The organism is Sphingomonas faeni (assembly GCF_040407505.1).
Taxonomy (GTDB): Bacteria; Pseudomonadota; Alphaproteobacteria; order Sphingomonadales; family Sphingomonadaceae; genus Sphingomonas; species Sphingomonas faeni_E.
In genome coordinates this window covers 917,414-941,849 of record NZ_JAPZPQ010000001.1, presented here as the reverse complement: position 1 = coordinate 941,849, position 24,436 = coordinate 917,414, and the positions used below count along the sequence as shown (strand labels likewise).

Annotated in this window: 23 protein-coding genes; 13 read left to right on the top strand and 10 right to left on the bottom strand. The window is 65.6% G+C overall.

Going from position 1 to position 24,436, the window contains the following annotated elements:
- Positions 1-22 precede the first annotated feature (22 nt).
- Genes O6X71_RS04320 through purM form a run of 4 tightly spaced genes read right to left on the bottom strand, consistent with a single transcriptional unit; the run spans position 23 to position 2,667 of the window.
- Positions 23-628, bottom strand: coding sequence for a hypothetical protein (locus O6X71_RS04320; RefSeq protein ID WP_353464607.1), 606 nt, complete (start codon positions 626-628; stop codon positions 23-25).
- Positions 625-990 carry an MmcQ/YjbR family DNA-binding protein gene (locus tag O6X71_RS04315; protein WP_353464606.1) on the bottom strand — a complete coding sequence of 122 codons (366 nt, stop codon included), beginning with the start codon at positions 988-990 and terminating at the stop codon, positions 625-627. Before O6X71_RS04315 ends, O6X71_RS04320 begins: the two co-directional genes overlap by 4 nt.
- Positions 987-1,559 (bottom strand): phosphoribosylglycinamide formyltransferase, encoded by a 573-nt coding sequence (gene purN / locus O6X71_RS04310; protein ID WP_353464605.1) that lies wholly within the window; start codon positions 1,557-1,559, stop codon positions 987-989. The genes O6X71_RS04315 and purN overlap by 4 nt, the downstream gene beginning before the upstream one ends.
- The gene (gene purM, locus O6X71_RS04305; protein WP_353464604.1) at positions 1,552-2,667 is read right to left on the bottom strand and encodes a phosphoribosylformylglycinamidine cyclo-ligase; all 1,116 of its coding nucleotides are present in this window, start codon (positions 2,665-2,667) and stop codon (positions 1,552-1,554) included. The genes purN and purM overlap by 8 nt, the downstream gene beginning before the upstream one ends.
- A gap of 64 nt (positions 2,668-2,731) precedes the next feature.
- Here purM and O6X71_RS04300 point away from each other — a divergent pair, with 64 nt between their 5' ends.
- Genes O6X71_RS04300 through O6X71_RS04285 form a run of 4 tightly spaced genes read left to right on the top strand, consistent with a single transcriptional unit; the run spans position 2,732 to position 8,322 of the window.
- Positions 2,732-3,976 carry a heavy-metal-associated domain-containing protein gene (locus O6X71_RS04300; RefSeq protein WP_353464603.1) on the top strand — a complete coding sequence of 415 codons (1,245 nt, stop codon included), beginning with the start codon at positions 2,732-2,734 and terminating at the stop codon, positions 3,974-3,976.
- Positions 3,977-3,987: 11 nt separating this feature from the next.
- Positions 3,988-4,632: an HdaA/DnaA family protein gene (locus O6X71_RS04295; protein WP_056050416.1), complete on the top strand. Its 645-nt coding sequence runs from the start codon at positions 3,988-3,990 to the stop codon at positions 4,630-4,632.
- Positions 4,633-4,648: 16 nt separating this feature from the next.
- Complete coding sequence (locus O6X71_RS04290) at positions 4,649-6,814, top strand: RNA degradosome polyphosphate kinase (RefSeq protein WP_353464602.1); 2,166 nt, start codon at positions 4,649-4,651, stop codon at positions 6,812-6,814.
- Complete coding sequence (locus tag O6X71_RS04285) at positions 6,811-8,322, top strand: Ppx/GppA family phosphatase (RefSeq protein WP_353464601.1); 1,512 nt, start codon at positions 6,811-6,813, stop codon at positions 8,320-8,322. Before O6X71_RS04290 ends, O6X71_RS04285 begins: the two co-directional genes overlap by 4 nt.
- A gap of 133 nt (positions 8,323-8,455) precedes the next feature.
- Here the strand turns inward: O6X71_RS04285 and O6X71_RS04280 are convergent, their stop codons facing one another.
- Positions 8,456-8,752 (bottom strand): I78 family peptidase inhibitor, encoded by a 297-nt coding sequence (locus tag O6X71_RS04280; protein ID WP_353464600.1) that lies wholly within the window; start codon positions 8,750-8,752, stop codon positions 8,456-8,458.
- Positions 8,749-9,924, bottom strand: a complete 1,176-nt coding sequence (rnd, locus tag O6X71_RS04275) for a ribonuclease D (protein WP_353464599.1) — start codon at positions 9,922-9,924, stop codon at positions 8,749-8,751. Before rnd ends, O6X71_RS04280 begins: the two co-directional genes overlap by 4 nt.
- Before the next feature lie 91 nt (positions 9,925-10,015).
- On the opposite strand from rnd, the gene aspS reads away from it, so the two are divergent.
- From aspS to O6X71_RS04260, 3 genes are all read left to right on the top strand, one after another.
- Complete coding sequence (aspS, locus tag O6X71_RS04270) at positions 10,016-11,839, top strand: aspartate--tRNA ligase (RefSeq protein WP_353464598.1); 1,824 nt, start codon at positions 10,016-10,018, stop codon at positions 11,837-11,839.
- A gap of 196 nt (positions 11,840-12,035) precedes the next feature.
- Complete coding sequence (locus O6X71_RS04265) at positions 12,036-13,436, top strand: APC family permease (RefSeq protein ID WP_353464597.1); 1,401 nt, start codon at positions 12,036-12,038, stop codon at positions 13,434-13,436.
- Positions 13,433-14,209 carry a polyphosphate kinase 2 family protein gene (locus tag O6X71_RS04260; protein ID WP_353434407.1) on the top strand — a complete coding sequence of 259 codons (777 nt, stop codon included), beginning with the start codon at positions 13,433-13,435 and terminating at the stop codon, positions 14,207-14,209. The genes O6X71_RS04265 and O6X71_RS04260 overlap by 4 nt, the downstream gene beginning before the upstream one ends.
- Before the next feature lie 4 nt (positions 14,210-14,213).
- On the opposite strand, the gene O6X71_RS04255 is transcribed toward O6X71_RS04260, so the two are convergent.
- A complete protein-coding gene (locus O6X71_RS04255; RefSeq protein WP_353465062.1) occupies positions 14,214-14,855 on the bottom strand; it encodes a carbonic anhydrase in 642 nt (213 codons plus the stop codon).
- A gap of 174 nt (positions 14,856-15,029) precedes the next feature.
- Between O6X71_RS04255 and lipA the strand changes: the two genes are divergently transcribed.
- Positions 15,030-15,956 (top strand): lipoyl synthase, encoded by a 927-nt coding sequence (gene lipA, locus O6X71_RS04250; RefSeq protein WP_353464596.1) that lies wholly within the window; start codon positions 15,030-15,032, stop codon positions 15,954-15,956.
- Positions 15,956-16,429, top strand: a complete 474-nt coding sequence (locus O6X71_RS04245) for a type II toxin-antitoxin system RatA family toxin (protein ID WP_353464595.1) — start codon at positions 15,956-15,958, stop codon at positions 16,427-16,429. The genes lipA and O6X71_RS04245 overlap by 1 nt, the downstream gene beginning before the upstream one ends.
- On the opposite strand, the gene O6X71_RS04240 is transcribed toward O6X71_RS04245, so the two are convergent.
- From O6X71_RS04240 to O6X71_RS04230, 3 genes are read right to left on the bottom strand one after another with little or no spacing between them, the layout of a single operon-like run.
- The gene (locus tag O6X71_RS04240) at positions 16,375-16,890 is read right to left on the bottom strand and encodes a CinA family protein (RefSeq protein ID WP_056048893.1); all 516 of its coding nucleotides are present in this window, start codon (positions 16,888-16,890) and stop codon (positions 16,375-16,377) included. The genes O6X71_RS04245 and O6X71_RS04240 overlap by 55 nt on opposite strands.
- On the bottom strand, positions 16,890-17,414 hold the full coding sequence (locus O6X71_RS04235) for a hypothetical protein (RefSeq protein ID WP_353464594.1): 525 nt from the start codon (positions 17,412-17,414) through the stop codon (positions 16,890-16,892). Before O6X71_RS04235 ends, O6X71_RS04240 begins: the two co-directional genes overlap by 1 nt.
- The gene (locus tag O6X71_RS04230) at positions 17,411-18,559 is read right to left on the bottom strand and encodes a bifunctional 2-C-methyl-D-erythritol 4-phosphate cytidylyltransferase/2-C-methyl-D-erythritol 2,4-cyclodiphosphate synthase (RefSeq protein WP_353464593.1); all 1,149 of its coding nucleotides are present in this window, start codon (positions 18,557-18,559) and stop codon (positions 17,411-17,413) included. The genes O6X71_RS04235 and O6X71_RS04230 overlap by 4 nt, the downstream gene beginning before the upstream one ends.
- Before the next feature lie 91 nt (positions 18,560-18,650).
- Between O6X71_RS04230 and dusB the strand changes: the two genes are divergently transcribed.
- The 4 genes from dusB to O6X71_RS04210 are packed head-to-tail and all read left to right on the top strand — an operon-like array spanning position 18,651 to position 24,433.
- On the top strand, positions 18,651-19,649 hold the full coding sequence (gene dusB, locus O6X71_RS04225) for a tRNA dihydrouridine synthase DusB (protein WP_353464592.1): 999 nt from the start codon (positions 18,651-18,653) through the stop codon (positions 19,647-19,649).
- Positions 19,650-19,662: 13 nt separating this feature from the next.
- Positions 19,663-20,700 (top strand): two-component system sensor histidine kinase NtrB, encoded by a 1,038-nt coding sequence (locus tag O6X71_RS04220; protein ID WP_353464591.1) that lies wholly within the window; start codon positions 19,663-19,665, stop codon positions 20,698-20,700.
- Positions 20,697-22,136 (top strand): nitrogen regulation protein NR(I), encoded by a 1,440-nt coding sequence (gene ntrC, locus O6X71_RS04215; protein WP_353464590.1) that lies wholly within the window; start codon positions 20,697-20,699, stop codon positions 22,134-22,136. Before O6X71_RS04220 ends, ntrC begins: the two co-directional genes overlap by 4 nt.
- Positions 22,137-22,189: 53 nt before the next feature.
- Positions 22,190-24,433 carry a sensor histidine kinase gene (locus O6X71_RS04210; protein ID WP_353464589.1) on the top strand — a complete coding sequence of 748 codons (2,244 nt, stop codon included), beginning with the start codon at positions 22,190-22,192 and terminating at the stop codon, positions 24,431-24,433.
- Positions 24,434-24,436: the final 3 nt, after the last annotated feature.

The following is a 24,436-nucleotide window of genomic DNA, read 5'->3' as shown; positions in this document are numbered from 1 at the left end:
GTGCCGTTTAGCGGTACGCGACTTACGTCGCCGGCTTCTCTTTCGCCCAGATAGCATCGAGTTTCGCCTGATCGCCACCAAGCTGGCGAACCCGCAGTCCCTCAAGCTTGAACGAGCGACCCAGGATCCTCCGACCATGCGTCTTCCAGATCACGTCGTAGATCCCGCTAGCCGACCGTGTGGTATCCCCATCGAAATACTGCACACTCACCAGCACCGGCAGCCGTCCCGCACGATCGTCCGACCCGCCATCGGTAAGCTTCAGCAACGGCGCCGAGAACCACGACGCATCGATAACCGGCTCGGCCGGCGGTCGCTGTGGCGAAACCCCCAACGACCGTGGAAACGTCACCGTCACGTCCTGAAGATCATGCCGCGCGTCCTTCAACAACAGCGTGTTGCCGCCATCCTGCACGATCGCCGACAGATCGATCTTCGTCCGCTCCCGCGCCGCACTCGATTGCGCGGCGATCTTGTCGGCCTCGTTAGCACGGTGATCCGACCAGTTGGTCCACAACGTCAGCGCGGCGATCAGAACGCCCGCGACCGCAACCACCTCTGCCAGCGTCACCCAACGCCGCCGCGTCGCCGCAGCCTCGCGCCGTTCGGTCGGAGTCTCGGTGCTCATCGTCCGCCAGCCTCCAGCAATCGGGCAGGGGCCGCCAGTTCCCAACTCCGCGCGATCCGGTCCTCGACCAGCGCCCAATCGGGATCGCCGGCAACATTCATCCCGACCCAACCAGTCGCGCCAAGATACGCCGGCCGCGAATACATTGCCGGGTTCGCCTCGATCAACGTCGTCTGTTCATCGGTGCCGCTGGTCTTCACGCACACCAGTGTCAGTCCATCGCCGTGATGATCCGCCCGGAACTGCGCGAACTGCTTGTTGGCCACGAAGAAGGTCGGCTGGCCGTGTGAAACCTTCTCCTCGGTCTCGGGCAAGGCAAGAGCCGCCGCACGAACGCGGTCGAGGGGGGACAGATCGGTCATCGCGTCACGAACTCCGCCAAGGTCTTCGGGTACAAAGCATGTTCGGCCGCCAGAACGCGACGCGCAAGCGCATCCGCATCGTCGCCGGCAAGGATCGGCACCTCGGCCTGACCCAGCACCACGCCGCCATCGAGCTCCTCGGTCACGACATGCACCGAGCACCCGCCGACCGCATCTCCTGCCGCGATCGCCCGCGCATGCGTATCGAGGCCCTTGTACTTGGGCAGCAGCGACGGATGGATATTGACGATCCGGTCCCGCCACGCCGCGACGAACCCGTCCGACAGGAGCCGCATGTAGCCGGCGAGGGCAACGACCTCGACACCAGCCCCGCGCAACGCCGCATCGATAGCGGCCTCATAGGCCGGCTTCCCCAAACCTTTCGGCGAGCGCGCGAACGTCGCCAAGCCCTCCGACCGAGCCCAGTCGAGCCCGGCCGCGCCCGGCTTGTCCGACGCGACAAGCGCGATCTCGTACGGACACTCCGCCGCGCGCGACGCGCCGACCAGCGCCATCATGTTCGATCCGCGCCCGGAGATCAGCACGCCGATCCGCGTCTTCTCAGCCATGCGTCGCAGTCCAGTCCTCGCGCGCGCTCCACGTGCCGGCCGACCCGCGCACCGTGCAGCCATGCGTGCCCGCCTCGATCCGCCCGATCGTGAACACCGTCTCGTCCGCCGCCTCCAGCGCCGCGGTCACCGCTTCGGCCTCGTCGGCGCTGACGATCACGACCATGCCGATCCCGCAGTTGAAGGTCCGCGCCATCTCCTCCGGCTCGATCGCGCCCTGCGCCTGTAGGAACGCCATCAACCGCGACTGCTCCCACGCGTCCGCATCGACCACCGCATGCACACCGTCGGGCAGCACGCGAGGGATGTTCTCGAGCAGGCCACCGCCGGTGATATGCGCCAGGCCCTTGATCCGGCGCTCGCGCAGCAAGGGCAGCAGGCTCGCGACATAGATGCGAGTCGGCGCCATCAGGTGATCGATCAGCAACCGGTCCTGGTCAAACAGCGCAGGCCGATCGAGCTTCCACCCGCGATCGGTGGCGAGACGACGCACGAGCGAGAACCCGTTCGAATGCACGCCCGACGATGCCAACCCGAGCATCACGTCGCCTGCGGCGATCTCGCGCCCGGTCAGCACGTTGGTCCGCTCGACCGCGCCGACGCAGAAGCCCGCCAAGTCGTAATCGCCGTCCGCATACATGCCCGGCATCTCGGCGGTTTCGCCCCCGATCAGTGCGCAACCCGCGGTCTTGCAGCCTTCCGCGATCGACGCCACGACGCGCTCGGCAACCGCCGCATCGAGCTTCCCGCTCGCATAATAATCGAGGAAAAACAGCGGCTCGGCGCCCTGGACGATCAGGTCGTTGACGCACATCGCGACGAGGTCGACGCCGACGCCCTCATGCCGGTCCCATTCGATCGCCAGCTTCAGCTTGGTGCCCACGCCGTCGTTCGCCGCGACCAGCAAAGGATCGACGAACCCCGCAGCCTTGAGATCGAACATCCCCCCGAACCCGCCGAGATCGGCATCCGCCCCCGGCCTACGGGTCGAGCGCGCGAGCGGCGCGATCGCCCGCACCAGCGCGTTGCCCGCGGCGATCGAAACGCCCGCCTGAGCGTAGGTATAAGGGCCCGAAGCGGGAGCGGCGGAGTCTGGCGTATCGGTCATGATCGGTGCTGCTAGCCACATCGCGCTTGGATTTCCACGTCTGCTTCGCCAAAAGGCCCGCTTGATGCGTATCCGTACCCTTCCCACCGCGCTTGCTGGCGCCGCTCTCCTGCTGAGCGGTGGAGCCGTGCTCGCGCAGATCGAAGGCGGCAGCCGAGGCGCAGCCCCGGTCGACAGCGGCAGCGCGTACGAGGTGAGCGGCGTCACGGTCGATGTCGCCGGCAAGACGGCGGACGCCGCGCGCTACAGCGGCTGGCGGCTCGCCCAGCGCAAGGCCTGGGTCCAATTGTCGAACCGGCTCGGCGGTGGTGGCGGTCTCGTTTCCGATGGCACGCTCGATTCGCTCGTCTCCGGGATCGTCGTCGAGAACGAACAGATCGGCCCGCAGCGCTACATCGCCAAGCTCGGCGTGCTGTTCGATCGCGGCCGAGCCGGATCGATCCTCGGCATCTCGACCTATTCCGATCGTTCGCAGCCGATGCTCGTCATCCCCGTCCAATATTCGGGTGGCGTCGGCCAGGCGTTCGAGCAGAGTACGCAGTGGCAGCAGGCCTGGGCGCGCTATCGCACCGGCAACAGCAGCATCGACTATGTCCGCCCGTCCGGCTCCGGCCCCGACGCGCTCCTGCTCAACGTCGGCCAGACGCAGCGTCCCGGCCGCGGCTGGTGGCGGACGATTCTCGACCAATATGGCGCGAGCGACGTGCTCACCCCGGTCGTGAAGCTCTATCGCCAATGGCCCGGCGGCCCGGTGATCGGCGTGTTCGAAGCGCGCCACGGCCCCGACAACGACCTGATCGGCAGCTTCACGCTGCGGGTCGGCACGCCAGACGGCATCGCGCAATTGCTCGACACCGGCGTGAAGCGGATCGACGACCTGTATCAGCAGGCACGTCGCAACGGCTCGCTCCGCGTCGACTACAGCCTGTCGCCACCGCCGCCGCCCGAAGCCGCGGTGATCGACGACCTGCCCACAGACGAGACTGCCGACGCTAACACCGCGGTCCTGACCGGCGGCGCCGGCATCTCGATCATCGTCCAGTTCGACACGCCCGCGGCAGCAAACGTCTCCTCGACCGAAGCCGCACTCCGTGCGATTCCCGGCGTACGCTCGGCCGCAACAACCAGCCTTGCGCTCGGTGGCGTCTCGCTGATGCGCGTCGCGTACGATGGCGACCCTGCGGCGCTGAAGACCGCGCTCGAAGCGCGCGGCTACCAGGTATTCGGCTCCGGCCAGACGATCCGCATCCGCCGGGTCGCCCAACTTCTTCCGCCGGACTTGCCCGCGGACAATGCGACGACAGGGTGAGCGCGACCAAGATGACTCAAATTGCGCTGCCACTCGGGTGGCCGGCGGACCCTCGCGACGACGCCTTCCTGGTTACCCCCTCCAACTCGCGCGCGGTCCATACGCTGGAGCACACCGCGACCTGGCCCGTCATGACCGCCATCCTCACCGGCCCGCGTAAATCGGGCCGCAGTCTGCTCGCGCGCATTTTTGCGGCGAAGAGCGGCGGGACGATCATCGACGATGCCGAGCGCGTGCCCGAGGCACAGCTGTTCCACGCCTGGAACCGCGCGCAGGAGGAGCACAGGCCGCTGCTCATCGTCGCCGACGCCGCGCCGCCCGAATGGAAGGTGAAGCTCCCCGACCTCCGTTCGCGCCTCGCCGCCAGCCCGATCGCGGCGATCGGCGCGCCCGACGACGAGCTGATGCGGTTGTTGCTGGCGCATCTGTTCGAGCGGCGCAGCCTCGATGCACGGCCCGATCTGATCGACTGGCTCGCGACCAGAATCGAGCGCAGTCATATTACCGTAACGCGAACCGTCGATGCGCTCGATCAGGAGGCGATGGAACGTCGCAAGCGCTTGTCCATTCCTCTTGCACGAACCACACTCACCGAGGCCGGGCTGATCCTCCGGCCGCAACTCGCTCTCGACCTCCCGCTCTTCACGCCACCATAAGCTCCCAAGAGGCCCGATGAACCGTCCAGCCCATATCGTCCGCCAATCGGAAGACGACGACGATCCCATCGGCGCAGAGCCGAACGACCGGTTTTTCAACCGCGAGCTGTCCTGGCTCGCGTTCAACCGGCGTGTGTTGGAGGAGGCTTGCAACCCTGCGCATCCGCTGCTCGAGCGGCTTCGCTTCTTGTCGATCTCGGGCTCTAACCTCGACGAGTTCTTCATGGTCCGCGTCGCCGGCTTGAAGGGGCAGCAGACGCAGGACGTCGATCGACGCTCGGCGGACGGGCTGACCGCGGGCCAGCAGCTGACCGCGATCGTCCGCGAGGCCGACGAACTCATGGCCAGCCAGCAGGCGGTGTGGGGCGATCTCCGCGTGCTGCTCGACGAAGCCGGACTGTTCGTCCTCCGGCGCGAGGCGGTCGAGGGTGAGGCCGACGAGTGGCTCGAAACGCATTTTCGCGATCAGATTTTCCCGATCCTGACCCCGCAGGCGCTCGACCCCGCACACCCGTTCCCGTTCATCCCGAACCGCGGCCTGTCGGTAATCTTCGACCTCGTCCGCCGTTCGGATAACGAGCCGGTCCGCGAGCTTGTCATGCTTCCACACACGATGACGCGCTTCGTCCGCCTGCCCGGCGAGCCTGCCCGCTACATCTCGATCGAATCGATCCTGAAGCGGTTCGCGCCGGTCCTGTTCCCCGGCTACGAAGTCCTCGCCGCCGCCAGCTTCCGCGTGCTGCGCGACAGCGACATGGAGATCGAGGAGGAAGCCGAGGACCTCGTTCGCTACTTCGCCAACGCGATCAAGCGCCGCCGCCGCGGCCGCGTGATCCGTCTGGAACTCGAAACCGGCATCCCCGACGTGCTCGCCGCCGTCCTCAAGGACGAACTCGGCGGCGCCGACGCGATCATCACCGAGAGCGGCAATCTTCTCGGCATCGTCGATCTCGACGGGCTGGTTGACGAGGATCGCCCCGACCTGAAGTTCCCGCCCTTCACGCCACGCTTTCCCGAGCGGATCCGCGAATTCGGCGGCGATTGCTTTGCGGCGATCAAGGCCAAGGACATCGTCGTCCACCACCCATACGAGACGTTCGAAGTAGTGCTCGCCTTTCTGAAACAGGCGGCGAACGACCCGGATGTGGTGGCGATCAAGCAGACGCTCTACCGCGCCGGCAAGCAGCCCGCGGTCATCAACGCACTGATCACAGCCGCCGAGGCGGGCAAGTCCGTCACCGCCGTCGTCGAGCTGAAGGCGCGGTTCGACGAAGAACAGAACATGGTCTGGGCCTCCGCGCTAGAGCGTGCGGGCGTACAGGTCGTATACGGCTTCATCGACTGGAAGACGCACGCCAAGGTCTCGCTGGTGGTCCGCCGCGAAGGTCAGGCGTTCCGCACCTACTGCCACTTCGGCACGGGCAATTATCACCCGGTCACGGCCAAGATCTACACCGACCTCAGCTTCTTCACCGCCGACGCCGCGGTCGGGCGCGATGCAGCGCAGATGTTCAACTATATCACCGGCTATGTCGAACCGACCGACATGGCGCGCGTCAGCCTGTCGCCGCGCGACCTTCGCCAGAACCTGATGAACCTGATCGACGTCGAGATCGCCAACGCGCGGTCCGGCAAGCCCGCCGGCGTCTGGGCAAAGATGAACTCGCTGGTCGACCCGGCTGTGATCGAGAAGCTGTACGAAGCGAGCGGGGCAGGGGTCGAGATCGACCTCATCATCCGCGGCATTTGCTGCCTGCGCCCGGGTGTTCCCGGTCTGTCCGAGACGATCCGCGTGAAGTCGGTGATCGGGCGCTTTCTGGAGCACAGCCGGATCTGGGCGTTTGGCAACGGCAAGGCGCTCCCCAACGACGGTGCGAAGCTATTCATCTCGTCCGCCGACTGGATGCCGCGCAACTTCGACCGCCGCGTCGAATATATGCTGCCGATCCTGAACCCGACCGTCCACGACCAGATCCTAGATCAGGTCATGGTCGCGAACCTGATCGACAACGAGCAGAGTTGGGAGCTAGGCCCCGACGGCGAATATAGCCGCGTCGATCCCGGCGACCGCCCGTTCAATCTGCATCGGTATTTCATGACGAATCCTTCGCTCTCCGGCCGCGGCGCCTCGCTCGCGACCAGCAATGCCGTGCCAACGCTGTCGCTCCGCCGAAAACGATGAGCGTTACCAGCGTCCTGTTTGGCAATTCGCCCCCCAAGGCGGAGACAGATGATCACCCGCGCACCGGGATCATCGACATCGGCTCGAACTCGATCCGTCTGGTGGTGTATCAGGGGCCACCACGGCTGCCCGCGATCCGGTTCAACGAGAAGGTGCTCGCCGGCCTCGGTCGCGGCCTCGCGGCGACTGGGTCGATCGAGAAGTCGGCGCTAAAGACAGCGCGTGTCGCGTTGGCGCGGTTTGCTGCCGTCGCGCGCGAGATGGAGTGCTCGACGCTTCGTACAGTCGCAACGGCGGCGGTGCGTGATGCGAAGAACGGCGGCGAACTCATTGCAACCGCTGAACAACTCGGCCTCAAGGTCGAGACTCTTTCCGGCGAGCAGGAAGCCAGCGCGGCCGGCTACGGCGTGCTCTCGGCGATCCCCGATGCAGATGGCATCGTCGGCGATCTCGGCGGCGGCAGTCTCGAACTCGTCCGCGTTCGCCGCGGCAAGATCGAGGACCGCGTTTCGTTTCCCTTGGGCGTACTTCGCATCGGCCCGCTTCGCGCCAAGCGCGGCAAGGTGCTCGAACGCTATGTGGCGCGGTTGGTCCGCGAGGCTGGCTGGACGGCCAAGGGGCAGGGGCTTCCGCTCTACCTCGTCGGCGGATCGTGGCGTGCGCTGGCGCGTCTCGACATGGAGCTGTCGAATTATCCGCTACCGATCATCCATCAATACCCGATGACCGCCGCGACCATCACGCGGTTGAGCCGAACGATCCCGCAGCTTTCGAAGCCCCGCCTGAAGGCGATCCCCGGCTTGTCTTCAGGCCGTACCGCGACGCTGGCGGACGCAGCCGCGTTGCTCGGCGTGCTGATGCGCCAACTCGGCAGCAAGACGACGGTCGTATCGGCATACGGTCTGCGCGAAGGGCTGCTCTACGAACATCTGAAGCCCGCAGACCGCACGCTCGACCCCCTGATCGTTGCAGCCCGCGAAGAAGGCCGCCTGCTTGGCCGGTTTCCCGAGCACGGCGACCTGCTCGATCGCTGGCTCGCGCCGTTATTCACCACCGAGCCGCCTGCAATGGCGCGACTCCGTCATACCGCATGCCTGCTCGCCGACGTTGGCTGGCGGGCCAATCCGGAGTTCCGCGCCGAACGCGGCGTAGAGGTCGCGCTGCACGGCAATTGGGTGGCGATCGACGCTCCAGGCCGGGGCATGCTGGCGCAAGCGCTTTACACGAGCCTCGGCGGCGACTTGGCCGCCGCGGATCCGGTGGGACGCCTGGCGAGTCCAGCGGCGGTAAAGAGCGCGACCGCGTGGGGGCTGGCAATGCGCCTTGGCCAGCGCATGAGCGGCGGCCTGGCCGGACCGCTGAAACGCTCCAGCCTCGCGGACGACGGGGTCTGCTTGACGCTGACGCTCCGCTCGGACGATCGCGGGCTTTACGGAGAGGCGGTAGAACGTCGCCATACCGCGCTGGCGACCGCGTTAGGCCGCAAAGCCGTGTTGGCCCTCAGCTAAATTCCTCCCCTAGCAGGGGAGGTGGCAGTCCGCAGGACTGACGGAGGGGTATCGCGCTATCGAGAGAAAGGCACCCCTCCGTCTGGCAAGTGCCAGCCACCTCCCCTGCAAGGGGAGGATATACCGAGCAGCTTCAGGCGCAGGTGAAGCGTTCGATCCGCCCCTTCGCATCAACATAGACATTCAGCCGGTCAGGCCGGAAATCCATCGTCACCGCGGTATTAGGGGCGATCCAGCGCAGCGTCCGCGCTCCCGACCGGGTCTGCATCACATCGGCCCGGGCATCGCTAGCCCGCTTGCCGACCAGATCGCCCAGCGAGTCGGCATTGCACGCCGCAGCCACCGGTGCAGCGGCCGGCGTCTCGCCACGCATCTCGACCGGCGTACACGCCGCCGTGGCGACCAACGCTGTGACCAGAACGATCCTCATGCGGCATCCTCCGTACGCGTCATCTTCAGCTTGCCGCCGATGACCGCAAACGCCAGTCGTCCCTCGACCAGATCGAGCGCATCGCGTCCGAACTGATCGAACCGCCACCCTTCGAGCATCGGCAGTCCGGTCCGCACGCCCGCCGCCAAAGCCTCGAGTTCATCGGTGCGTGCAAGCAATTTCGATGCGACGTCAATGTCTCGCGAGCGGATCTTGAGCAACAGCTTGAGGAGATCCGCGACCAGCGACCCTTCCTTGCCGAGCCCCGGCTTACGATCGTCGCGCGGCGGCATCTCGTCGTCGCCAAGCGGCTGCGCACCCTCGATCGCCGCCATCAAGCGACCACCAATATCGTTGCCGGCCCAAGTCGCCGACAACCCACGCACCCGCGCGAGGTCGGCCTGCTTCCGCGGCGGATGACCCGCCATGTCGCCGAGCGTCTCGTCCTTGACGATCCGCCCACGCGGCAAATCCTTCGCCTGCGCTTCGAGTTCCCGCCACCGCGCCAGCGCCTTCAACCTGCCCAGCACGTCAGGCTTGCGCCCCGAAATCCGCACGCGCTTCCACGCAAGATCGGGATCGTTCGCATAATTGGCAATGTCGCCAAGCCGCTCCATCTCCTGATCGAGCCACACCCCGCGCCCGGTCTTGCGCAACCGCTCGAGCATCTTCGGGAAGATCTTCGACAAATGCGTGACGTCGCCGATCGCATATTCGATCTGCCGCGCGTCGAGCGGCCGGCGCGCCCAATCGGTAAACCGCGCGCCCTTGTCGACCGCGATCCCGAGCCAGCTGTCGACGAGGTTCGAATAGCCGATCTGCTCGCCCTGGCCGAGCGCCATCGCCGCGACCTGCGTGTCGAACAGCGGGAAGGGCGTCTTGCCGGTGAGGTTGTAGACGATCTCGATGTCCTGCCCGCCGGCATGGACGACCTTCAGCACGTCGTGATTCTCGACGAGCAGGTCGAGCAGCGGCTTGAGGTCGATCCCCGGCGCCATCGGGTCGATCGCCGCGGCTTCCTTGTCGTCGGCGATCTGGATCAGGCAGAGTTCCGGGTAATAGGTGCTCTCGCGCATGAATTCGGTGTCGACGCACACATAGTCGGCGTCGGCCATGCGCGCGCACAGATTGGCGAGAGTGGCACTGTCGGAGATAAGCGGGTGGATATGCATGGGGTTTCCATAGCGAGGGTCGTCGAGGTTGACAAAGGCGGGTGATGAAGGGAAGCGCGGACCACCTGTTTATCGTCCGAGAAGACCCATCATGCACGCCTATCGCACCCACAACTGCGCCGCCCTCCGCCCCGAACAGGTCGGCGAAGAGGTCCGCGTCTCCGGCTGGGTCCACAAGAAGCGCGATCACGGCGACCTCGTCTTCATCGATCTGCGCGATCACTACGGCATCACGCAGATCGTCACCGACGTGTCGGGCCCGGTCTTCAAGGTCATCGAAGGCCTGAAGAGCGAGAGCGTCGTCACGATCACCGGCAAGGTTACGGCCCGGGCGCCGGAAGCCGTGAACCCGAACCTGCCGACCGGCGGTATCGAGATCCGCGCGAACGCCGCGACCGTCCAGTCGATGGCCGGCGAACTGCCGATGCCGGTCGCGGGCGAGGCGGAGTATCCCGAGGATATCCGCCTGCGCTATCGGTATCTCGACCTGCGTCGCGAGCGGCTGCACGCCAACATCATGCTCCGCAGCCAAGTGATAACGTCGCTGCGCAACCGGATGAATTCGCAAGGGTTCACCGAATTCCAGACGCCGATCCTGACCGCATCGTCGCCCGAAGGCGCGCGCGATTATCTGGTGCCGAGCCGCGTCCATCCGGGCAAATTCTACGCGCTCCCACAGGCGCCGCAGATGTTCAAGCAGCTGCTGATGGTCGCCGGCTTCGACCGCTATTTCCAGATCGCGCCGTGCTTCCGCGACGAGGACGCACGTGCCGATCGTTCGCCGGGCGAGTTCTACCAGCTCGATTTCGAGATGAGCTTCGTCACGCAGGACGACGTGTTCAATGCGATCGAGCCCGTACTGCACGGCGTGTTCGAGGAGTTCGCAGACTGGCAGGGCAAGGGGCGCCAGGTTTCGGCGCTCCCGTTCAAGCGCATCCCCTACCGCGAATCGATGCTGAAATACGGCAGCGACAAGCCTGACCTGCGCAACCCGATCCTGATCCACGACGTCGGCCATCACTTCGTCGACTCGGGCTTCGGCCTGTTTGCGGGCATCGTCGCAGGCGGTGACGTGGTTCGCGCGATCCCGGCGCCGAACACCGCCGACAAGTCGCGGAAATTCTTCACCGACATGAACGACTGGGCGCGCGCCGAGGGGCATGCCGGGCTCGGCTACATCACGCAGAAGAACGGCGAACTCGGCGGCCCGATCGCCAAGAACCACGGCGAGGAAGCCACGCGGAAGCTGATCGCCGAGATGGGGCTCGGTCCGAACGACGGCATTTTCTTCGCCGCCGGCACGGAACTGCCCGCCTCCAAGCTCGCGGGCGCTGCGCGCGCGCGGATCGGCGCGGACCTTGGCCTGATCGACGAGAACCGGTTCGAGTTCTGCTGGATCGTTGACTTCCCGATGTTCGAATATGACGAGGACGCGAAGAAGGTCGATTTCAGCCACAACCCCTTCTCGATGCCGCAGGGCGAGATGGAGGCACTGGAGACCAAGGACCCGCTCGATATCCTCGCGTATCAGTACGACATCGTCTGCAACGGCGTCGAGCTGTCGTCGGGCGCGATCCGGAACCATCGTCCGGAAATCATGTACAAGGCGTTCGAGATCGCCGGCTACACGCAGGCCGATGTCGACACGAACTTCGCGGGCATGATCAACGCGTTCAAGGTCGGTGCACCGCCGCATGGCGGCTCGGCGCCGGGGATCGACCGGATGGTCATGCTGCTCGCGGGCGAGCCGAACATCCGCGAAGTCGTGCTGTTCCCGATGAACCAGAAGGCCGAGGACCTGATGATGGGCGCGCCGAGCCCGGTCAGCGCCAAGCAGTTGAAGGAACTCAACATCCGGTTGACGGTAGATGGTCCAAAGGATGCGACCAAGGTGGTCGCGCCGAACGCGGGGTAGCTTCTCTCTGTCCCTCGCCCCTACGGGGAGAGGGTGAGGGGAGGTTGGTGCGCGCCAAACTCCCCTCACCCTCCCACCCGCAAGCGCGGGCGGGCCCCTCCCTCTCCCCGAAGGGGCGAGGGAAAGACGTTATCTCCTCCACCGCTTTCCCCACTCAACTAACCATGCAAATACCTCTGCACGATAAGGGGTTGGCATGCGCGACGATCAGATGACACCGGCGCCAAGCCTCGTCCGCAGTCTCGGCGTCTCGGGCGTCCTGTTCCTCACCCTCTCCGTCGCGACCCCGGCATCATCGGTGTTCGTCATCGTCCCCGGCATGCTCCAGGTCGCCGGCACCGGTGCGGTGTGGGCAACGCTGCTCGCCGGACTCGTCTGCGTTGCCACCGCATTCGTGTACGCCGAACTCTCCTCCGCGTGGCCGGTAGCAGGCGGCGAGTATGTCGCAGTCGCGCACACGCTCGGGCCGATGGCGGGGTTCGTCATGCTCGGCGTCAACGTCTTCAATAACCTGCTCTTCCCCCCGGTCGCAGGGCTGGGCGTCAGCGCCGTGCTCGGAACGCTGGTTCCCGGCCTGCCGCAGATCCCCGTTGCGATCGCCGTGGTCGCCGGATCGACGCTCGTCGCAATCCTCCAGATCCGCGTCAACGCCTGGCTGACCGGGCTCTTCCTGCTGATCGAGATGCTGGCGATCGGCGCGGTTGTCTGGCTCGGGTTCGCCGATACCGTTCGCCCGATCGGCGACCTATTGCTCCACCCGGTGATGCCGCAAGGGGCCAATCTCGTCCCCGCGTCCGCCGCCTCGATCGGCCTCGCCACCTCGATCGCGATCTTTGCGCTCAACGGCTACGGCGCGGCGGTGTATTTTGGAGAAGAGATGCTCGACGCCCCCCGGCTGATCGCGCGCGCGATCATGGGGGCGCTCGCACTCACGCTGCTGTTCGAGGGCATCCCGATCGTCGCGGTCCTCGTCGGCGCGCCCGATCTCCACGCCACGCTTACCGCCGACGACCCGTTCGGCCTGCTCGTCGCCCCGCGCAGCGGCACGACGACGGCAAACTGGATCTCGATCGGCGTCGTCGTCGCGATCGTTAACGCGGTGATCGCCTGCATCCTCGCCTGCGCGCGCTTCTTCTACGGTACCGCGCGCGACGGAAGCTGGGGCCGCCCGCTCGACCGATGGATGATGCAGGTCCACCCGAAGTTCGGCTCGCCCTGGGTCGGCACGTTGCTGGTCGGCGGGTTCGGGATCGTCGCGTGCTTTCTGCCGCTCCAGTTGCTGCTGGTGCTCAGCGGCACCGGCCTCGTCGCGATCTACACGGGTATCTGCGTCGCGGCGATGGTCGGCAGGCGTACCGGCAAGACCGCCCACGCCCCCTACCAGATGCCGTTCTACCCAATCGCTCCGGTGGTGACGCTGCTCGCGCTCGGCTATGTCTGCTGGACGAGTTGGCTCGATCTCGAGGAGGGACGCCCCGGTCTGATCATGACGGCCGCGCAGATCCTGCTGTCGATCGCCTATTATTGGTTCGTCCTGCGCCGACGGGGCGCCTGGAACGTTCAGATCCCGACCCTTGCGACGGAGCGTGATGCATGACGATACACCTGGCCGACTACGAAGCCGGCGACGAGTACGACGGCAAGTACAAGCACGACCTCGCCGCGCTGCAAAAGCGCCTCGAGCATATCCAGGTTGCGCACATTGTCGGTGGTACGCGCGCGATCGTCATGTTCGAGGGCTGGGATGCGGCAGGGAAGGGCGGCATCATCCAGCGTCTCTCCGCCGAATGGGACCCGCGCAACTACAAGGTCTGGCCGATCTCGGCACCGACTGCGGATGAGAAGGCGCATCATTTCCTCTGGCGCTTCTGGAACCGTCTGCCCGCGAACGGCAACATCGCGGTGTTCGATCGCAGCTGGTACGGCCGTGTGCTGGTCGAGCGTGTCGAGGGGTTCGCCAGCGAGACCGAATGGCGCCACGGTTACGACGAGATCAACGCGTTCGAGGCGCAACAGGTCGAGAGCGGCACGACCCTCATCAAGCTGTTCATCCATACCACGCAGAAGGAGCAGGACCGCCGGCTCAAGGCGCGGCTCGACGATCCGTGGAAGCACTGGAAGACCGGGCTCGACGATTTCCACAACCGGTCGCGGCGTGAAGACTATCTGGAGGCGATGGCCGAAATGTTCGCGCGCACCGACACGGCGACTGCACCGTGGACGGTGATCGACGGCAACGACAAGAAGGCGGCCCGGATCGCAGCGCTGACGCTGATCGCGGACCGCCTCGAAGCCGGCGTATCGATGGTGCCGCCACCGCTCGACCCGAAGGTCAAAAAGGTGGCGGAGAAGGCGTTAGGCCTTCGCTGACGCGTCAGGCCTTCGCTGACTTGGCTTCTGTCGACTCTGCCTGGATGAACTCGTCATCCTCGTTGAGCAGCAGCATCTGGCCCTTGTCGATGCCGAAATAGGCGCCGCGAAGGACCAGCGTGCCGGCGGCTTCTGCCTCTGTCACGAACGGGAACGTGCGAAGGTTGGCGATCGAGGTGCGGACGGACTCGAGTTCCATCTCGCGGCCGGCCTCCGCGCCTTCACCGTACTTTGCGATGACCTTATCGCGGGCACCGTCAAGCAGGCTGACCCAGTCGGACACGAACCCGCCTGCACCGTGATCGGCATCGGCAAACGCCTGCGTCAGCGCAGCCTTGCACCCGCCGCACTTCTCGTGGCCCATCACAACGATCTCTTCGACCTTCAGCTGGGTAACCGCGAACTCGATCGCCGCGGAGACGCCGTGGTAACCACCACCCGTCTCGAACGGCGGCACGAGGTTGGCGACGTTGCGAACGACGAACACTTCGCCGGGCAGCGTATCGAAAATCTGCGCAGGTTCGACGCGACTGTCGGAGCAGGCGATGATCATCACCTTGGGGCTCTGGCCGTCCTGCAGTTCCTTCCAGCGCTCGCGCTGCTCCTCCCAGGGGCCGTCCTTGAAGCGGTGATAGCCTTCGATCATTTCCGGAAAGTGAGTTGGCACGGTTAGCCTTCCATATCAGTTTGCGATGCAACATGAAAAACTTGTCATGTTGAAACTGGTTCCATGATTTTATCCGGTTCGTCCGATGGTTCCAACCCGCCGACTGCGTCCGCCGCCATTGTCTCGACGGCAGGGCGGGGCTATCTGGCGTGCATGAACGACATGACCTCGATGGCTGCGCCGGTCCGTGCGCGCAAGCCCGACTGGATCCGCGTCAAGGCGCCGACCTCCGCTGGCTTCGCAAAGACGCGAGAGCTGATGCGCTCCAAAAGCCTCACGACGGTGTGCGAAGAGGCGGCGTGCCCGAACATCGGCGAATGCTGGTCGAAGAAGCACGCCACGGTCATGATCCTCGGCGACACCTGCACGCGCGCCTGCGCGTTTTGTAACGTCAAGACCGGTATGCCGCGCGCGGTCGATCGGATGGAGCCGCAGAACGTCGCCGATGCGGCCGCGCAGATGGGCCTCAACCACATCGTCATCACCTCGGTCGATCGTGACGATCTTCCGGACGGTGGCGCGTCGCAATTCGTGAAGGTGATCCAGGCGATCCGCGCGTCGAACCCGACGACGACGATCGAGATCCTGACTCCGGACTTCCGCAACAAGGCGCAGGCCGCGATCGAGTCGATCGTCGAGGCGCGCCCCGACGTCTACAATCACAATCTTGAGACGGTGCCGCGGCTCTACCCGACGATCCGCCCAGGCGCGCGCTACTATGCGTCGTTGCGGCTGCTGGAGAGCGTCAAGCGCCACGACCCGTCGATCTTCACCAAGTCCGGCGTGATGCTCGGGCTCGGCGAGGAGCGTCTGGAGATCCATCAGGTGATGGACGACATGCGCTGCGCCGACATCGATTTCCTGACGATGGGGCAGTATCTCCAGCCGACGCCGCGCCATGCCAAGGTCGCCGAGTTCGTGCCGCCCAAGGCGTTCGACGCCTATGCCTCAATCGCCCGCGCGAAGGGCTTCCTGCTGGTCGCATCTTCGCCGCTGACGCGGTCGAGCTATCACGCAGGCGATGATTTCGAACGGCTGCGCGCTAACCGTGACGCCAAGCTGGGCGTCGCGCGCATCTGATGCCGAAGCATTCGGAAACGCGCCATTTGCCCTACACGCCTGAGCAGATGTTCGACCTGGTGGCCGATGTCGGTCGCTATGCCGAGTTCCTGCCCTGGGTCAGCGCGATGCGGGTGCGCTCGAACACCGAGACCGAGACGCTCGCCGACATGATCGTCGGCTTCAAGGGGCTGCGCGAGACGTTCACGTCGCGCGTGCAAAAGGTCCGGCCGAGCGAACTCAACGTCGATTACGTCGATGGCCCGCTCAAGTATCTGCGCAACGAATGGCATTTCCGTCCCGAGCCACAGGGTTGCGCGGTCGACTTCACCGTCGACTTCGCGTTCAAGAACCGGATGTTCGAGATGATCGCCGGGCAGGTATTCGGCGCTGCACTGCGGAAGATGATCGGGGCGTTCGAGACCCGCGCCGCCGAGCTTTACGGCGCCGAAGCGTCCGGCAACAAGAGTTCGAGCGCGCACAACGCGGCCTGAAGCCGGATCCCGCCACGACCGAGATCGCCGAAATCCTTGCGATCGGCATGGACGTCGGATGGGTCACGGCCCTTTTCGGCGCGACCAAACACCACTGTGCCGACCGGCTTCTTGAGCGAACCGCCACCGGGGCCCGCCACGCCCGTAATCGCCACGGCGATATCAGCGCCCGACTGCTTGAGCGCGGCCTGAGCCATGCTCCACGCCACCGCGATCGAGACCGCGCCGAACGTTTCGAGCACGTCGGAACTGATCTTCAGCACGCCGAGCTTGGCGGCGTTCGAGTAGGTGACGAAACCGACCTCGAACACGTCCGACGAACCAGGAATCTCGGTCAATGCGGCAGCGACCAGCCCGCCGGTGCAGCTCTCGGCGACCGCGACTCGGCGGCCGATCGCACGGTTCTGCTCGACCACTTTACGTGCGGCGTCGACCAGTTCGGCGGGAAGGATCGTATCCATCAGCGAGTCTCCACCGGGCAAAGCAGCATCGCCACCGCGGCGATATCACCGCTGCGCGACTTCTGGGATTTGAGGTACCGCAACGTCTCGACGACGATGCCCGCGGTGTTGCGTGGTGGCAAGGGCTGGAGCAGCGTCACCATCCGGTCGATCGTCCCGCAATCGCGCGTGGCGATCCGCCCGACGATCTGCGGCACCAGCAACGTCGTCAGCAGCGGTCGCGCAAACTCCGAATCGAGCATCGCGTCCACGGCAGGATCGCTGAGCTTGACGATCGCCGCGCGGGCCGCTGGCCAAGCCCGGTCGGACTCGACCTGATACCGGTCGATCAACGCACTCGACTGCGATCGGATGAGACTTCTGGCGGGAAGCTGCGCCGCACAGACGCGACCGGTTTCGCGGAGAATGTCGGGCATCGCGACGAGCGTCAGCGATTCGGCCTCGGGCCCGGTGATGCAACGCTGTTGGGCGACCGCCGGGCTGGCAAGGAGTGCGATCGCGGCAAGTGCGCCGACGATCTTCACAGCGGAGATCCGGGCAAGCGAATGGTCGCAACGGCCTGCGCGGCGATACCCTCACCGCGCCCGGTGAAGCCGAGGCGTTCGGTCGTCGTCGCCTTGACGCTGACCCGGTCGAGCGTAAGCCCGAGCAGGTCGGCGATCCGCGCGGTCATCGCCGTACGGTGCGGGCCGATCTTCGGCGCCTCGCACATGATCGTCAGGTCGACGAAATCGATCCGGCCGCGCTTGTCGGCGATCAGCTTGGCGGCGTGCTGGAGGAACTGCGCGGAGTCGGCGCCCTTCCACTGCGGGTCGCTCGGCGGGAAATGCGTGCCGATATCGCCCGCCGCGATCGTGCCGAGCAACGCGTCGGTCAGCGCGTGGAGCGCGACGTCGGCATCGCTATGCCCCGACAAGCCCTTGTCGTGCGGGATCAGGACGCCGCCGAGCCACAGCTCCTCGCCGGTTTCGAGGCGGTGGACGTCGAAGCCCATCGCGGTGCGGGTTTCGTAGGCGACACGCGCTTCGGCGGCCGCGAAATCTTCTGGGTGCGTGACTTTCTCGAGCATCGCGGAGCCCTGCACCAACGCGACGCCGACGCCAAGCCGTCGCACCATCTGTGCATCGTCGGTCGCCTCTTCGTCCACCGGCCAGACGGCATGCGCGGCACGCAGTGCCTCCACGGCAAACGCCTGGGGGGTCTGCACCCGGTTGAGGTCCGCGCGCGGCACGATGTCGCCGAGCAGGACGCTGCCGCGGGCAAGCGTATCGGTCACCGGGAGGACGGGAATGGCCGCGTCCCTGGTCTTCAAGGCGGCGACGAGCGAATCGATGACCAAGTGCGAAAGGAAGGGGCGGGCGGCGTCGTGGATCAATACGTGCGTCGCGTCGCCGACCGTCGCGAGGCCGTTGGTGACCGACTCGCGGCGCGTCGTCCCGCCAACGGCGATCGACACGTCCCCTAATGCTGCGGTCGCCAAGCCTTGCTGGCCCTCGGCGACGACGACGATCGTCTCGGCGATCGCCGGATGCGTCGCGAACGCCTCATAGGAATAGGCGATCATTGGCCGACCGGCGATCGGCGCGAACTGCTTAGGAACTGATCGCCCCGCGCGCACGCCGGTCCCGGCAGCGACGATGATCGCAACGATACGCTTTGCCTGTGTCATCCTCGCGACCTAGCGTTTCGCTCCGGCCCTCGCCAGCCTTGCCTGAATCGGCAGGTTGGGGTAGGGCGATGCCTCATTTTCAGGCACATCCATGCGTAATCTTGCCCCTATCCAGATCGGTCCCGTCCGGATCGAAAGCCCCGTCGTGCTCGCGCCGATGACCGGCGTCACCGACATGCCGTTCCGCACATTGGTGCGACGCTATGGCTCGGGCCTCAACGTCACCGAGATGGTGGCGAGCCAGGCGGCGATCCGCGAGACGCGCCAGTCGTTGCAGAAGGCGGCGTGGGATCGGCTCGAGGAGCCGGTGTCGATGCAGCTGATCGGCTGCACCCCCTACGAGATGGGTGAGGCAGCCAAGCTCAGCCAGGATCGTGGCGCGGCGATCATCGACATCAACATGGGCTGCCCCGTGCGCAAAGTCGTCAACGGCGACGCGGGCTCGGCGCTGATGCGCGACACCAAGCTGGCCAGCGCGATCATCGAGGCTACCGTCAAGGCCGTCGACGTTCCGGTGACGCTGAAGATGCGAATGGGCTGGTGCCACGACAGCCTGAACGCGCCCGACCTCGCGCGCATCGCCGAAGACCTCGGCATCAAGCTGATCACCGTCCACGGCCGCACGCGCAACCAGATGTACAAGGGCAGCGCCGACTGGGGCTTCGTCCGCAAGGTCAAGGACGCGGTGAGCGTGCCGGTGATCGTCAACGGCGACATCTGCGGAATCGAGGACGCCGAAGCCGCAATGGACCAATCCGGCGCCGACGGCCTGATGATCGGCCGCGGGTCCTATGGCCGCCCCTGGGTGCTCGGCCAGGTGATGGAGTGGTTCGCCACCGGCCGTCGCATCGAAGACCCGTCGATCACCGAGCAATATGACGCGATCGCAGGGCATTACGAGGCGATGCTCGAACATTACGGGATCGAGACCGGCGTCAACATGGCCCGGAAACATATCGGCTGGTACACCAAGGGGCTCCCCGGTTCGGCCGAGTTCCGCAATAAGGTAAACCAGGTACCGGACCCCAAGCAAGTCAAGGCGATGCTCGCCGAGTTCTACGCTCCCTGGCGCGACCTTGCAGCGGCCTGATACGCAATCACGGGTGCGGCCGGGCTTTGCGGAGCTGTTCGCAGCACTCCCGGTCGCGGTCGTCGTCGTCGATCCAGACCACCGCGTCGCGCACGCCAACGCGCTAGCCGAGCAATTGCTGAACCTCTCCGAGCGGTTGATGATCGGCCAACCGCTCGATGCGATCATCCCGCCGCCCGACGATCCGCGTAACCGCGACGGGCACGGGTTGGCGGTCTACGACACCGAGATATCGACCGCGCGTGGCGTGAAGATCCGCGTCGATTTCGCCGAGACGCAGATCGCCGACTATCCCGGCTGGCGCGCGATCACGCTGCATGCGTCGGCAACATCTCGACGGCTGGGGCATTCGGTCGACCGGGCGGCCGGAGCAAGGGCGGCGGTTGGTGCGGCGGCAATGCTCGCGCACGAGATCAAGAACCCGCTGTCCGGCATCCGTGGTGCCGCCCAACTACTTGGCGCAGGCGAACTCACCACGCTGATCGTCACCGAGGTCGATCGCATCGCCGCGCTGATCGACCGCATGCAGGACTTCAGCGACACGCGGCCGCTGCCACTCGCCAGCGAGAACATCTATCCGCTGCTCGGTCACGCCCGCCGGCTTGCGCTCGCCGGGTTCGCGCGCGGAATCACGATCGAGGAACGCTTCGATCCCTCGCTCCCGCCGGCGCAGATCAACCGCGACGCCCTGCTCCAGATTGTCATAAACCTGCTCAAGAACGCGCGCGAAGCTGTTAGAAACGAACGCGAACCGCGGCTCGTGATGACCACTGCCTATCGCCACGGCATCACCGTCAGCGCCGCGCCGGGCAAGCCGCGCGTGCCGCTGCCGATCGAGATCTGCATCTTCGACAACGGCCCCGGCGCGCCTGCCGACATCGCCGATCACCTGTTCGATCCGTTCGTGTCGGGTCGTCGCGAAGGGCAGGGGCTTGGTCTCGCGCTCGTCGACAAGCTCACCCGAGACATGGGCGGCATCGTCCAATACGCCCGGGAAGGTACGCCGGAAATGACCGTCCTCCGCCTGTTGCTCCCGAGAGCCGCATCATGAGCACCGTCCTGGTCGTCGACGACGATGCCGCGATCCGCACCGTCGTCGCGCAGGCCCTCCGCCGCGCGGGGCATGAGGTCACCGTCGCCGACAGCCTCGCGCAACTCGAACGCGCGCTCGCGGCGTCGCTGCCGGACGTTCTCATCACCGACGTCATCCTTCCCGACGGCGACGGCATCGATCATGTCCGCAGCGTCGCAGCGCGGTTTCCGCTGCTCCCGATCATCGTCCTCTCGGCGCAGAACACCCTGACCACAGCGGTCCGCGCGGCCGAGGTCGGCGCGTACGAATATCTCCCCAAGCCGTTCGACCTCGACGTTCTGAACAGCGCAGTGACGGGCGCACTCGCGCGCGGCGGCATGGTGTCGGAGGACGCGCTGCATGACGAGGACCGCGCGCTCCCGCTGATCGGTCGCTCGGCGGCGATGCAGGACGTGTACCGGATCATCGCCCGCGTCGTCTCGAACGACCTGACCGTGCTGATCTCGGGCGAGTCGGGCACCGGCAAGGAACTCGTCGCACGCGCGATCCATGATCTGGGCCCCCGCAGCGCAGCCCCGTTCATCGCGATCAACATGGCCGCGATCCCGCGCGAACTGATCGAGGCCGAGCTGTTCGGCCACGAACGCGGCGCCTTCACCGGCGCGGCGACGCGTAATGCCGGCCGGTTCGAGCAGGCGTCGGGCGGCACGTTGTTCCTCGACGAGATCGGCGACATGCCGATGGAGGCACAGACCCGCCTGCTCCGCGTGCTCCAGTCGGGTGAGTTCACCAGCGTCGGTGGCGCGCGGACGATCCGCGTCGACGTCCGCATCGTCGCCGCCACCAATCGCGACCTGTCCGCGCAGGTCGCGACTGGCCAATTCCGCGAAGACCTGTTCTACCGCCTCAACGTCGTGCCGATCATGCTGCCAGCCTTGCGCGAGCGCCGCCAGGACATTGCCTTGCTCGCGCGTCATTTTCTCGATCATGCTGCAACACAGGGGCTACCCCGACGCCAACTTGCTAGCGACGCCCTCACAGCGCTCGGTGCGCACGACTGGCCCGGCAACGTGCGTGAACTCGAGAACCTGATGCGCCGATTGGCAGTGCTCTCGCGCGACGAGGTGATCGCAGCCGACGCGATCCGTGCGATGATCGGCAACTCGGCTACGACCGACCATGCGGCTGATATCGATATTGCACACGCGGTTCGCGCGTTGATCGAGCGTATCGCGCGCGACGATCCGACGGCGCTCGACGATGGCAGTCTGTACGACCGCGTGATTGGCGAGGTCGAACGTCCCTTGATCGAGGTGATGCTAGCACGGCATGGCCAGAATCAGCTCCGGGCGGCGCGCGCGATGGGTATTAATCGCAACACGTTGCGCAAGCGGCTCGACACGCTCGGCATCGCGGTCGTCGATATGCGTACGAATGATCCGGATCGGCGATGAAATCGCGCATTATGTGGTTTCAAGGCAACGGTTGACGTTGTACCGAGGCAACGATGATCGCTTCCGCGACGCTACCGATGGATGAAGACGGGCCCGCGCACCGGTTCGCGGTGACGCCTGCGATCGAGACCCTGGTTCTCGCAGTAGCCGTTGCGATTGGCGTCGCAAGCTATCTTATCATCACTGGCACCGACGCACCGCAGCGCCTGATACCGCCGCCGCTGGTCGCGCTGTTGCTCGTTGCCAATCTCGTGCCCGGGATCGCGTTGTTGATGCTGCTCGGTCGACGCGTGGCAATGCGCCGGGCTGCACGGTCGCCTGTAGGCGGTGGTGGACGACTCCACGTCCGCCTCGTCGCGCTGTTCTCGATTGTCGCCGCGGTGCCGATGCTGCTTGTGACGATTTTCGCGTCCCTGCTGTTCCAGTACGGCGTGCAATTCTGGTATTCCGACCAGGCCCGCGGCATGCTCGAAAACGCAACCGGACTTGCTCAGTCCTCCTACGGGCGCCAACTTAACAGGTGGCAGGAAGCGACTGTGACGATGGCGAGCGACATGTCTGCCTATCTTCGCGAACGCTCGCTACAAAGCCCGGACTTTTCGGGCTGGTTTCTTCAGCAAGTCTATTATCGCAGCCTATCCGAGGCGGCGTTGTTCAAGCTGTCTCCTCAACGGGGGATACAGACGCTGGCGATCGTCAACCCGTACGAGATCGACTTCACGCGCCGCGTTACGCCCGCGGCGATCGCGGAGCTACGGTCGGGCAAAAGCGCGGTTCTCTCGGTCACCGGCGATCGTATCCAGACGATCACGATGCTGCCCGGATCGGACGAACTGTTCCTCTATGCGGGCCGCGTCGAGGATACGAAATTATTGTCTGAACAGACCACGCGCGCGAACGAGGTCCTGACGAGCTATCGATCGCTCCTGGCCCGGTCGCGTAGCCTGCAATTGCGGTTCAACGCGGCATTGCTGCTAATATCGTTACTGATCGTCGGCATTGCGGTGTGGATCGCTTTGGCCGTTGCCGATCGCCTAGTGCGGCCGGTCGGCGAACTGGTCGACGCGGCTCGCCGGGTGGCCGCGGGTGATTTGACTGCACGCGTACCGGACCCGCGCACCCGTGACGAGGTCGGCACGCTCGCCAACGCGTTCAATCAGATGACGGGCCGGCTGGAAGAACAGAATACCGAACTGGTTACGGCAAATGGTCAACTCGAAAATCGGCGCGCGTTGATAGAGGCGGTCATGGCAGGCGTTTCCGCGGGCGTTCTTGCCACGAGGCGCGATCGCACGATTACGATCGCGAACGAATCCGCAACCGGGCTTCTCGCGACCGTTGTCGGTACGGATAGCCTGGTTGGACGTCGGCTGGTCGATGTAGCGCCGGAACTCGACGCTATGCTGGACAGCGGCGACCGAGAGGCGATCGTCGAGGTCGGGCAGGGGGGCGAAATGCGCACGCTCGCCGTCCGGGTCGCGCGACCCGCTACCGGGCCGATCCTGACGTTCGACGACATCACGCAGCAGCTGCTCGATCAACGCCGCGCGGCATGGTCGGACGTCGCTCGCCGGATCGCGCATGAGATTAAGAACCCGCTGACACCGATCCAACTCGCGGCCGAGCGCCTCCAGCGTCGCTATGGCGGCAAGATCGAGGCGCAGGACGGCACGTTCTCGCGATTGACCGACACGATCATCCGCCAGGTTGGCGATCTACGCCGGATGGTCGACGAATTCTCGTCGTTCGCGCGCATGCCGAAGCCGGTGTTCCGCGAGGAATCGCTCGTCGATGCCGCACGTCAGGCCTTGTTCCTGCACGAAGTGGCACATCCTGCGATTAGCTTCCAACTGGTGCAGGACGATCCTGGCTTGATGCTCGTTTGCGATCGCCGTCAGATTGGTCAGGCGCTCACGAACATCGTCAAGAACGCTGTGGAAGCCATTGAAACGCGGTCCGAACCCGGCGGATCGGTGACGATGACGCTGACGAGTGATGCGGATATAGTAGGCATCGCGGTCGCCGACACGGGGATCGGGCTACCCGCGGAGCGGGACCGGATCGTCGAACCTTATGTAACGACCCGTGCCCGCGGCACAGGCCTCGGCCTTGCCATCGTCAAGAAGATCATCGAGGAGCATTGCGGCACGATCGGCTTTTCCGATCGGCCGGGGGGCGGTACACTCGTCACCATGACCTTCGACGCCAAGGCGCTGGCCGCGCTCGACCAAGGGGCATCCGCATCCGAGTTGGCTGGGGAGGGCCGACTCGACACGATGACCCGCAACCGGACATGATTT